The 10,101-nt window shown below is 41.3% G+C and carries 14 protein-coding genes and 2 tRNA genes; 8 read left to right on the forward strand and 8 right to left on the reverse strand.

Annotation, left to right across the window (positions count from 1 at the left end):
• The 7 genes from B4H32_RS07825 to B4H32_RS07855 all read left to right on the forward strand — a co-directional run.
• Positions 1 to 212 (forward strand): DUF4845 domain-containing protein (locus B4H32_RS07825; RefSeq protein ID WP_286801419.1); only part of this gene is annotated, 212 nt, incomplete at its 5' end.
• Entirely contained in the window at positions 181 to 876 is a 696-nt protein-coding gene (gene rnc, locus B4H32_RS07830) for a ribonuclease III (protein ID WP_004682647.1), read from the forward strand. The genes B4H32_RS07825 and rnc, both read left to right, overlap by 32 nt.
• Before the next feature lie 4 nt (positions 877 to 880).
• Complete coding sequence (era, locus tag B4H32_RS07835; RefSeq protein WP_004682646.1) at positions 881 to 1,906, forward strand: GTPase Era; 1,026 nt, start codon at positions 881 to 883, stop codon at positions 1,904 to 1,906.
• A gap of 26 nt (positions 1,907 to 1,932) precedes the next feature.
• Positions 1,933 to 2,130 (forward strand): NF038104 family lipoprotein, encoded by a 198-nt coding sequence (locus tag B4H32_RS07840; protein ID WP_034426670.1) that lies wholly within the window; start codon positions 1,933 to 1,935, stop codon positions 2,128 to 2,130.
• Between the two features lie 9 nt (positions 2,131 to 2,139).
• Complete coding sequence (gene recO, locus B4H32_RS07845; RefSeq protein WP_286801437.1) at positions 2,140 to 2,847, forward strand: DNA repair protein RecO; 708 nt, start codon at positions 2,140 to 2,142, stop codon at positions 2,845 to 2,847.
• Positions 2,848 to 2,902: 55 nt separating this feature from the next.
• Complete coding sequence (pdxJ, locus tag B4H32_RS07850) at positions 2,903 to 3,631, forward strand: pyridoxine 5'-phosphate synthase (protein ID WP_286801441.1); 729 nt, start codon at positions 2,903 to 2,905, stop codon at positions 3,629 to 3,631.
• Between the two features lie 4 nt (positions 3,632 to 3,635).
• Complete coding sequence (locus tag B4H32_RS07855) at positions 3,636 to 4,283, forward strand: tRNA-(ms[2]io[6]A)-hydroxylase (protein ID WP_286801444.1); 648 nt, start codon at positions 3,636 to 3,638, stop codon at positions 4,281 to 4,283.
• Between the two features lie 45 nt (positions 4,284 to 4,328).
• On the opposite strand, the gene B4H32_RS07860 is transcribed toward B4H32_RS07855, so the two are convergent.
• The 7 genes from B4H32_RS07860 to B4H32_RS07890 form a co-directional block, all read right to left on the reverse strand.
• Positions 4,329 to 4,568, reverse strand: coding sequence for a hypothetical protein (locus tag B4H32_RS07860; protein WP_004682641.1), 240 nt, complete (start codon positions 4,566 to 4,568; stop codon positions 4,329 to 4,331).
• 77 nt (positions 4,569 to 4,645) lie between these two features.
• A complete protein-coding gene (locus B4H32_RS07865) occupies positions 4,646 to 4,882 on the reverse strand; it encodes a peroxiredoxin family protein (RefSeq protein ID WP_286801451.1) in 237 nt (78 codons plus the stop codon).
• Positions 4,883 to 4,967: 85 nt separating this feature from the next.
• A tRNA-Asn gene (locus B4H32_RS07870) sits at positions 4,968 to 5,043 on the reverse strand.
• A gap of 88 nt (positions 5,044 to 5,131) precedes the next feature.
• A complete protein-coding gene (locus B4H32_RS07875; protein ID WP_004682640.1) occupies positions 5,132 to 5,440 on the reverse strand; it encodes a hypothetical protein in 309 nt (102 codons plus the stop codon).
• Positions 5,441 to 5,613: 173 nt separating this feature from the next.
• Positions 5,614 to 5,689, reverse strand: a tRNA-Asn gene (locus B4H32_RS07880).
• Between the two features lie 146 nt (positions 5,690 to 5,835).
• Positions 5,836 to 6,462, reverse strand: coding sequence for a superoxide dismutase (locus B4H32_RS07885; RefSeq protein WP_004676923.1), 627 nt, complete (start codon positions 6,460 to 6,462; stop codon positions 5,836 to 5,838).
• A 210-nt stretch (positions 6,463 to 6,672) separates the two neighbouring features.
• Positions 6,673 to 7,431: a Nif3-like dinuclear metal center hexameric protein gene (locus tag B4H32_RS07890; protein WP_286801472.1), complete on the reverse strand. Its 759-nt coding sequence runs from the start codon at positions 7,429 to 7,431 to the stop codon at positions 6,673 to 6,675.
• 181 nt (positions 7,432 to 7,612) lie between these two features.
• Here B4H32_RS07890 and B4H32_RS07895 point away from each other — a divergent pair, with 181 nt between their 5' ends.
• Positions 7,613 to 8,794, forward strand: coding sequence for a trypsin-like peptidase domain-containing protein (locus B4H32_RS07895; protein ID WP_286801475.1), 1,182 nt, complete (start codon positions 7,613 to 7,615; stop codon positions 8,792 to 8,794).
• Between the two features lie 228 nt (positions 8,795 to 9,022).
• On the opposite strand, the gene map is transcribed toward B4H32_RS07895, so the two are convergent.
• The gene (gene map, locus B4H32_RS07900) at positions 9,023 to 9,847 is read right to left on the reverse strand and encodes a type I methionyl aminopeptidase (protein WP_004757713.1); all 825 of its coding nucleotides are present in this window, start codon (positions 9,845 to 9,847) and stop codon (positions 9,023 to 9,025) included.
• Positions 9,848 to 10,101 lie beyond the last annotated feature (254 nt).

The following is a 10,101-nucleotide window of genomic DNA, read 5'->3' on the forward strand; positions in this document are numbered from 1 at the left end:
CACCAACTAAGTTCGCAGCTCAGATGGATCAGCGTCTGGATATGAATGGGGTTCGGGATCTTCGTTTCAAGGATGTTGCACAGGTTACTTATAAAGATGATTTAATTGTTAAGAAAAAGTATGAAGTGCGTAAGCCTTTCATGCTGAATATTAGTTTAGTGATGACCTTTGAGAAGACTTTTGACCAAAAATCTGCCAAACAAGCTCAATGATGCACGTCTGCAAGGGCGAATTGGTCACCAGTTTAAACACCTTGATTTGTTAAAACTGGCATTGACCCATCGTTCTGTGAGTCAAAAGCACAATTATGAACGCCTGGAATTTCTAGGCGATTCATTATTAGGGATGATTGTTGCCAATTATCTTTACCATACCTACCCACTTGAAAATGAAGGTCGCTTAACGCGGATGCGTGCGACTTTGGTTCGACAGGAAGCATTGGGGAAAATTGCAAATGACTTACAATTGAGTCGGTCATTAATTTTAAGCACAGGCGAGTTAAAATCGGGTGGACATCACCGAGAGTCAATTCTGGCTGATACAGTTGAAGCAATTATTGGTGCCATTTATTTGGACAGCAATGATCTCAACCTGTTGGAACGCATTGTGCTAAAATGGTATGAGCCTTATCTGGATTATATTGAACCGACAGATCAACTGAAAGACCCGAAATCACGTTTGCAAGAGTATTTACAAGCACGTAAAAAACCTCTCCCAGTTTACGAGGTTGTAGATATTCAGGGTGATGCCCCTAATCAACATTTCAAAGTGGAATGTGATGTAGCGGGACTGCCAAAAATTATAGGCGAGGGCTCAAGTCGTCGTTTTGCCGAACAAACGGCAGCGGCAGAGATTTTAAAATTATTGGAGCAATAACCTGATGTCTCATTCAGAAGAAAATAAGCCAGAAGCAACTGAACAGCAAGATGGCAATAATGTAGTTGATCAATTTTTTAGTTCTCAGGGAACGACTATTCCCTCAGATTTCAAAAGCGGTTTTGTGGCTATTGTTGGTCGTCCAAATGTAGGAAAATCGACTTTGATGAACCACATCTTGGGTCAAAAACTATCTATTACTTCACGTAAGCCACAAACCACACGCCACAAGATTGTGGGTATTGACTCGCGTGAGAAGTCACAGGCGGTATTTGTAGATACTCCTGGGATGCATAAAAAAGAAGTACGTGCCATCAATAAGATGATGAATCGTGCGGCACACTCTGCTTTGCGTGATGTGAATCTGGTTTTATTTGTGGTGGATGCACAAAAGTGGACGCAAAACGATGAATTGGTTTTGGAAAAACTTAAAAATGCCGATATGCCAGTGATTCTAGTGATCAATAAACTTGATACATTTGAAAATAAAAATGAGGCTTTACCACTGATTCGAGAGCGTGCCAAGCTCATGAATTTTGCTGAAATTGTTCCGGTTTCAGCATTGCGTGGTGCAAATCTCGATCATTTGCGAGATACCATCGAGAAGTATCTGCCATATCAACCACCATTGTATTCATTAGATCAAATTACTGATCGTTCTGAGCGTTTCCTTGCGAGTGAGATCATTCGTGAGAAAATTATGCGTCAGTTAGGTGAAGAGCTGCCATATGATTTAACGGTTCAAATTGAATCATTTAAAACTGAAGAAGCAGCCGTAAATGAAAAAACAGGTCGTTTAAAGCCGCCATGTACGTATATTGATGCGACCATTTTTGTGGAACGCCAAGGCCAAAAAGCGATTGTGATTGGTGATAAAGGTGCGAAGCTGAAAAGCATTGGCATGGATGCACGTACAGATATGGAAAAAATGTTTGAGCAAAAAATTATGCTAACGCTTTGGGTGAAAGTCAAAGGTGGTTGGTCTGATGATGAGCGTGCGTTAAAAAGCTTGGGTTATAGCGATATTTAACAGGTTTTAAGACAATGGAAACAGGTATGAAAATAACAATCCGTGTACTCGCAATCGTAACATGCATCTTCATGTTGCAAGGCTGTGTTCATAAGCTTGAGACCGTACCTGTTAAAGTTGCTTATAAGACCACCAAAGGTGTTGTTAAGGGGACTGCTGCTGTGGCTGGTGCAGTTATTCCTGATGGCGATGATGAAGAAAAGGATGAGAAAAAGAAGGACTAGTATCGCTTTATGATGCGTAATGAAGTCCTGCATGGCTATTTGATTCATCATCGTAAATATCGTGAAAAAAGCCATATTGTGCATTTATTTACACAAGAATATGGGCGGGTGGATGGGATTCTAAGACAGACCCCACCGCCGCAATATCAGCCTATTCGTCTGCAAGCCACTGGCAAATCTGAACTCAAAAACTTTACAAAACTTGAAATTCTGAATCAACCTGTGTTTTTTCATGGTGATGCATTTTTTGCTGGTTTCTATTTAAATGAGATCGTGTTGCGTTTATGTCCGCTTGAAGAAGCGATGCCACAGACATTTGAACAATACCAACTGACCTTATTGCAATTACAGCAATTGGCATCGCATAAACAAGCCTCTTTATTCCTGCGACAGATTTTACGCCAGTTTGAACATGTATTATTGCAGGAGTTGGGCTATGCGATTGATTTTTCAGTAGATGCGAGTCAACAAGACATTCAGGTCAATCAGCATTATCAATTTCAGATCAATGATGGCTTTCTGCCAGTTTCACGAGCCTCACGTTCAACACTTGAGGGTGCATTGATTACATCCATGCAAAGTTATGAAGATGGTCAGGATTTTTCTCACGAACAGTTGCAATTATTGGGTAAACTATACCGTCAAATGATTAGCGCCTTGTTGGGTGATCGACCGCTGAAAAGCCGTCAACTTTGGATTCAAAGTACACAAACTTGATATTCCTGATGTATTGAAAATAATGATTCAGGGCTAAACCGATAGGATATTTTTTATGGCTGCAATCTTAGGTGTGAACATTGATCATGTTGCAACATTAAGACAGGCACGTGGTACGATTTACCCTGATCCTGTTCAGGCTGCTTTGGTTTGTGAGCAAGCGGGTGCAGAGGGGATTACCCTCCATTTGCGCGAAGATCGCCGTCATATACAGGATGATGATGTTCGCCGTATGCGTCCGTTGTTAAAAACACGTATGAATCTTGAATTGGCTGTGACTGATGAAATGGTTGCATTTGCCAAAGAGATTCAGCCGCAACATGTGTGCTTTGTACCCGAGCGTCGTCAAGAAGTCACCACAGAAGGTGGCTTGGATGTCGTAGGTCATTTTGAAAAAGTAAAGGCGGCAACTGAAGCACTGAAAGCGATTGGCAGTGATGTATCTTTATTTATTGATGCAGATTTGGCCCAAATTGATGCGGCGGTTGCATGTGGTGCACCAACCATTGAAATCCATACGGGTGCTTATGCTGATGCCGAGACAGATGAGCAGCAACAAGCTGAATTAACTCGTATTATCAAAGGTGCTGAATATGCAGCGGCAAAAGGTTTGGTGGTGAATGCAGGACATGGTTTGAATTTGGATAATGTGGCAGCAATTGCAGCAATTCCACACATTCATGAATTAAACATCGGACACTCAATTATTGCCGATAGTGTATTTGTGGGTTTGGCTCAAGCAGTAAAAGAGATGAAAGCAGCAATTCAGGCTGCTGCGAGATAAATCGATGAGTAGTGTGAATTATGATGAGTTAATGCAACCTGTCATTGCATTTTTAGGTTGTTCCACTCCTCAGGCATGGCTAGATGAAGCGGTGAATAACCTCGACATTCTGATGCAAGACCATGCCAATTGTGAAAAGAAAGCGGCAAGTACAGCCATGAACCTGATGTTCCGCTATAGCTTTTTTACCGACTTACAAGTGAAATTGGCGCAATTGGTACGTGAAGAAATGCTGCATTATGAGCAGGTTTTGGAGTTCATGAACAAACGTGGTCAAGAGTGGAAGGGATTGAGTGCAGGGCGCTATGCAGGTGGATTACGTAAAGAAATCCGTACTTATGAACCTGAAGCATTGATTGATGTCATGATTATTGGCGCATTTGTGGAAGCACGCTCGTGTGAACGTTTTTATGCGCTGGCACCTGTTGTAGACGATGAGCTGGGGCGTTACTATCGTTACTTGCTTAAATCGGAATCTCGTCATTTTGAGGATTATCTGGCACTGGCCTTGGATGTTGCAAAAACTGCCAAACTGAAAGATCCAGAAGAAAATATTCAGCAGCGGATTGAACATATCCGTGAAGTGGAAAAGAATCTAATTTTAACGCCAGATGATACGTTCCGTTTCCATAGCGGTGTGCCTAGTCGCTAAACACACCATTTTTGCATAAATCAATTAAACACGAGGTGTTGTAGACTACTTAGGGTTCTGATCAGCATTTAAAAATTTATAAATATTTTCAAATGGAATGTGGTCGCTAGCATCAGAACCGTAATATGTTTCAATAATATAACCTTGCTCATCAATTAAAAAATCTGCTGGCATAATATCACTTGGATTTTGTAGATTCTTTTTTAAACCCTCAGCCCCAATTATTTTGATGCCTAAAACCCATGAGACGAAATGTCGAAAAACGCTATAAGTAGAGCGTGCCATTGATCGTACAATACCATAAGCTTGATAGGCGATATTTTCAGGATCGGCGACGATCGTAAAAGGGCGAGGGCGTTTTCTTACAAATTCATTGACTTCTTCACGTGTTGATGAAAAAATGCAATGATTTCTAAGCCTTGATCCGAAAGTTTTTTATAATGTTGTGTTAATTGGAAAATTCTAAAATTACAAAAAGGACAGTTTGTATCACGGAAAAATGCAAGTAAAGTGCGTTTACCTGAGTCTAGTCGAACTACTTTGCCATGGCTATCTATAAGTTGAAATTTTGGTGCAGTTTCTGGCGATATAAGACGCATTATGATAAGACCATATATTTTAAAAGGTATGCATTGTGCTTAATATAAAAAAGCCCTGATTATTGATCAGGGCTTTTTAGAATTTTGGCTCTCCCACCTGGGCTCGAACCAGGGACCTGCGGATTAACAGTCCGTCGCTCTACCGACTGAGCTATGGGAGAATCTGGAGTGAATTTTAGGGGGCAAGGCGTTTATAGTCAAGTAAAATCAGTGTAAATAATAAACTGTTAAGTGCTTAAAATCGCTATATTAACGTACAACCTGATTGCATTGGGCTAATTGGGACGAATGCGCTGTCCAGCTTGCTCCCACTGAATTTTTATAATAGCTAATCTTGCCAATACGCAAAACCAGATTTTGACAGGAGTCCAGAGACAGGTCATTGCCCCAGGGCCCAGACATGCTACAAACTTTACCATTACACTTCCAGACCACATTTGGCCCATTTTCAATAGGGACAGTCACAGTACCCTTATAAGTCGAGCCTGCATACCATGTTGTTTGTGCAGCCATGACTGGACTGCATAAGAATAATAAACTGAGAAGTAGTTTCTTCATTATGGTTTTCCTTAATATGACCATCGTTTTTTATTATAGGGTTGAAAAGGACGCAGGGCTAAAACATATACGAGATGCAACATAAAAAATAAATAGAGTTACAACAGGGATGACAATAAATTAAAGCATTGACAATAAAAAAACCCTGATCAAATCAGGGCTTTTTAGAATTTTGGCTCTCCCACCTGGGCTCGAACCAGGGACCTGCGGATTAACAGTCCGTCGCTCTACCGACTGAGCTATGGGAGAATCTGACGCGTATTTTAGGCATGAAAAACGTATGCGTCAATAAGAATATTAAATAAAATGAATTGTTTGCTTGATAAATATGCTTTTTAGGTTTTACGCATAAAAAAACTGCCCGAAGTGGGCAGTTTTTATTCAAGAAATAAAAATTATTTCTCAACACCTGCTGGTTGACCAGCAAGTTTTGCATTTGCATAGTCCCAGTTCACTAGGCTTTCTAGGAAAGTTGCGATGTATTTTGGACGTAGATTACGGAAGTCGATGTAGTAAGCATGTTCCCAAACGTCAATGGTTAATACCGCAATTTGACCATGAGCAAGCGGAGTGTCTGCATTTGAAGTTTTGGTAATTGATAATTTACCATTGATTTCATCGGCAACCAACCAAGCCCAACCTGAACCGAATTGAGTCGTTGCAGCAGCAGTGAATTCTTCTGCAAATTTTTCATAGCTACCGAAAGCTTCTTCGATTTTAGCTGCGATTGCGCCTGTAGGCTTGCCACCACCATTTGGTTTCATGCTGTTCCAGTAGAATGTGTGGTTCCATACTTGTGCAGCATTGTTAAAGATACCTGCTTTAGAAGCGTCACCAGCAGATGCTTTGATGATTTCTTCTAAAGTTTTACCTTCAAGGTCAGTGCCTTTGATTAGGTTGTTTAAGTTAACAACATAAGTATTGTGGTGTTTGTCGTGATGGTATTCTAAAGTTTCGCGGGTAATGTGCGGCGCTAAATCATCATAGCCATATGGAAGTGCAGGTAAAGTAATGGTTGTCATGTTTCAATCCTTGCATTTGCTGGGTTTTACATTAAGTGGCTCTATTGTAAATGATTCTACAGAGAATAGTGCAGTCTTTTAAAGAACTATACACAATAACGACTTAATTTAAATGTATAACCTGAGCTTCAAGTAAAGCAAAGCTTGATTTGAAACCACAGACAATGTTATGGAAAAATATGTTGAACAGAATCGAATTATGCCATTGGGTTAAATCGGGTTGTTTAATTCAAAATATTCAGCTTCTATGGAAAACTGCTTGGCAATGGCCTGAGCCAAACGCTCTACACCATAACGTTCTGTTGCATGATGCCCACATGCAAAATAATGAACACCTAATTCTTTAGCCTGATAAAACGTACGCTCACTCACTTCACCTGAAATATAGGCATCACAGTTCTCCTGAGCTGCCTTATCAATAAAGTCCTGTGCTCCGCCTGTACAAAAGCCAACTTTCTGAATCAGGGCTTTATCACATGCCAGATGTAATACACTAAAATCAAAGACCGCCTGTAGTCTTTCCTTAAATTGTTCAGGGCTCAGGGCTTGATCCAGATAGCCAATATTGCCAATGGGATGTTTTTCGGTTGGGTCCAGCGCTTCCAAATCTTGTAAGCCGATTAACTCCGCAATGGCTACATTATTTCCCAGCACAGGATGGGCATCCAGGGGCAGGTGATAGGCGATCAGTGAAATGTTGTTTTGAATGAGTTTTTTAATGCGATTGCCACGCATCCCTGTGATTGGGTAGGGTTCACCTTTCCAGAAATAGCCATGATGAACCAGCAAGGCATCCGCCTGTTGAGCAATTGCCGCATCAATGGCATCTTCAGAGGCAGTGACAGCACAAACAATTTTATTGACTTTGGACTTGCCCTCAATTTGTAGCCCATTCGGTGCATAGTCCTTAAACTCATTTGCTTTTAATGTCTGATTACACCACTGCACAATGTCATGCAAATTTGCCATGCGATTCCTCAAATGCTTTACATCTATACAAGTATCCATAAAACCATATTTTTGAATGTAACTAAAGCTAGACAAAACTTTTGTAACTTTTGCATTGATTTTAGGCAATTTACTTTACAATAGTGGAAAATTCCTGTTCTTCAATATATTAACTCCATTGTTCGCCTAGAGGATAATAAACGTGCGCCGTGCATTTATATGGTTACCTTGGGTATTACTCATTCTTGTTATCATTAGTTTCCTAAGCTGGCAAAAATTGCATCAGCCGAAGCCAACAGTCGCTGCCGATGGCGTTAAAATGCCTGCCGAAAAAGTGGAGCCACTGATTGATACAACCCGAACGGGTGGCGTGGTTTCCTATAGTGCTGCGGTAAAGGTTGCAGCTCCAGCAGTGGTAAATATTTTTACCACGCAGAAAGTGAAGCAGATGAATCATCCATTGTTGAATGATCCTGTGTTCCGTGAGTTTTTTGGCAACCAGATTCCTCAGCAGCCTCAAAATGAAAATAGTCTGGGTTCGGGCGTTATTGTTCGTGCGGATGGTTATATTTTAACCAATAACCATGTGGTTGCTCAGGCTGAACATATTGTGGTGGCGTTGCATGATGGTCGCCGTGCTGAAGCTAAGGTGATCGGAACTGACCCTGATACTGATTTGGCTGTCATTAAGATTGAACTGGACAAACTGCCTGTTCTGCCATTTAAACTGAGTGGTAATGAGGTTGGGGATGTCGTGCTGGCGATTGGTAATCCCTTTGGTGTAGGCCAGACCGTCACGCAAGGGATTATTTCCGCCACAGGCCGTTCAGATCTAGGTATCAATACCTATGAAGACTTTATTCAGACCGATGCGGCAATTAACCCAGGTAACTCTGGTGGTGCTTTGATTGACGTTGCAGGTAACCTGATTGGTGTGAATACTGCAATCTTCTCGCAGTCTGGCGGTTCGCTGGGAATTGGTTTTGCGATTCCTGCACAGATTTGCCAGCAGGTTCTCAACTCGATTTTAAAAGATGGTCGTGTTGTACGTGGCTGGTTGGGCATTAGCCTGATTCCAAATACGCTGGATGAAGATGTACTGGCTTCAAAACCAGTCGGTGTCATTGTTGCAGATGTATTGCGTGATGGTCCAGCCGATGCTGCGGGCGTGAAGCGTGGTGATAAAATCATTCAGGTTAATAATGAGCAAATTAGCTCAGCATCACACCTGATCAATTATGTGGCCTTGCAGGCACCTGCAAGTGTGATTGATGTAGTTGTTGAGCGTGATGGCAAGCAGCAAACCTTGCAGGTCAAAGTAGGCGAGCGTAAAGTGCAGCAAAATGCCCAGTCGCAATATATTCCATTGCCTAAACAACAATAACTAATTGATTATATTTAATGAAAAAGGGCTGCTTAAGGGCAACCCTTTTGTTTGAGCAATAAAAAAAGCTTGCTGATCAAGGTCACTCAGCAAGCTTTTTGATTGTTTATAGGCTTTTTATTTTTTATTAAAACAGCAAAATTTGATGATTTGACTATATTCATCACAATCCGCATCTTAATAAAAAAGCTACCGAAGCAGCTTCTTATATCTTATTTAAATGAGTGTCTACATAAAACGTGATAAGTCTTCTTCAGGACGTGCTGTTAACACTTCAATTCCTGTTTTAGTCACTAAAATGGTGTGTTCATATTGGGCAGACAACTTATGGTCTTTAGTTACCACCGTCCATTTATCGCCTAAAAGCTTGGTTTGCCAAACACCAGCGTTGACCATTGGCTCAATGGTAAAAGTCATTCCAGCTTCAAGAATCATGCCTGTGCCTTTCTGGCCATAATGCAGAACTTGTGGCTCATCATGGAACACCTTGCCAATACCATGACCACAATATTCACGCACTACACTAAAACGTTCCGATTCCACATACTGCTGGATAGCATAGCCAACATCACCCAGATAAGAACCATCTTTAACCGTGGCCATACCACGATACATGGCTTCTTGTGCAACTTGGCAGAGACGATTCGCAAGAATAGAAGTCTCTCCACCGACGATATACATCATGTTGGTGTCGCCGTGATAACCATCTTTAATCACGGTGACATCAATATTCAGAATATCGCCATTTTTTAAGACTTTACTTTCAGATGGGATACCATGACAAACCACATGGTTCACAGAAGTACAGATTGAATGTTGAAAAGCAGGGCGGCCTGGTGCTGCGCCGTAACCTACACAGGCAGGAATGGCCTGCTGTACATTTTCAATGTGATTGCGACAGATGGTATCGAGTTCTAAAGTGCTTACACCCGCTTTAATGTGCGGTTTAATCATGTCTAGAACTTCAGCCGCCAATTTGCCTGCAACACGCATCTTTTCAATTTCTTCAGGTGTTTTGATTAATCGACGAGGGGCTGTATAAGTTGTATTCATGATCTCTAAAAACTTTTGGAAATTTGTTTGTGGCTATGGTATAAATAGCCGCCCATTTTATCAAATGCTTTTTCGTGAATAAATTTCACGGGCTTTGTGCGATGGGGCAATAAAATCCGCACATATATCGACACATTACTCTGGGTGCCCGTTAGGGTGGAGGATGCGGATATATGGAGGCCTAACCCAAACTTTAAGGTAAAGAAAATGGCAGATTACAACGTAAGCATGCGCGACCTTCTTCAAGCAGGCGC

Origin of the sequence: Acinetobacter sp. UBA2063, from assembly GCF_002333245.1 — a bacterium.
In the GTDB taxonomy this organism is placed as follows: domain Bacteria; phylum Pseudomonadota; class Gammaproteobacteria; order Pseudomonadales; family Moraxellaceae; genus Acinetobacter; species Acinetobacter parvus.

Excerpts from the sequence above, each read along its gene's own strand:
- B4H32_RS07875 (WP_004682640.1), bottom strand. The coding sequence starts at position 5,440 with ATGAAGAAACTACTTCTCAGTTTATTATTCTTATGCAGTCCAGTCATG.
- B4H32_RS07855 (WP_286801444.1), top strand. The coding sequence starts at position 3,636 with ATGAGTAGTGTGAATTATGATGAGTTAATGCAACCTGTCATTGCATTT.
- B4H32_RS07885 (WP_004676923.1), bottom strand. The coding sequence starts at position 6,462 with ATGACAACCATTACTTTACCTGCACTTCCATATGGCTATGATGATTTA.
- B4H32_RS07865 (WP_286801451.1), bottom strand. The coding sequence starts at position 4,882 with ATGCGTCTTATATCGCCAGAAACTGCACCAAAATTTCAACTTATAGAT.
- B4H32_RS07890 (WP_286801472.1), bottom strand. The coding sequence starts at position 7,431 with ATGGCAAATTTGCATGACATTGTGCAGTGGTGTAATCAGACATTAAAA.
- pdxJ (WP_286801441.1), top strand. The coding sequence starts at position 2,903 with ATGGCTGCAATCTTAGGTGTGAACATTGATCATGTTGCAACATTAAGA.
- recO (WP_286801437.1), top strand. The coding sequence starts at position 2,140 with ATGATGCGTAATGAAGTCCTGCATGGCTATTTGATTCATCATCGTAAA.
- map (WP_004757713.1), bottom strand. The coding sequence starts at position 9,847 with ATGAATACAACTTATACAGCCCCTCGTCGATTAATCAAAACACCTGAA.
- B4H32_RS07840 (WP_034426670.1), top strand. The coding sequence starts at position 1,933 with ATGAAAATAACAATCCGTGTACTCGCAATCGTAACATGCATCTTCATG.
- B4H32_RS07860 (WP_004682641.1), bottom strand. The coding sequence starts at position 4,568 with ATGGCACGCTCTACTTATAGCGTTTTTCGACATTTCGTCTCATGGGTT.
- era (WP_004682646.1), top strand. The coding sequence starts at position 881 with ATGTCTCATTCAGAAGAAAATAAGCCAGAAGCAACTGAACAGCAAGAT.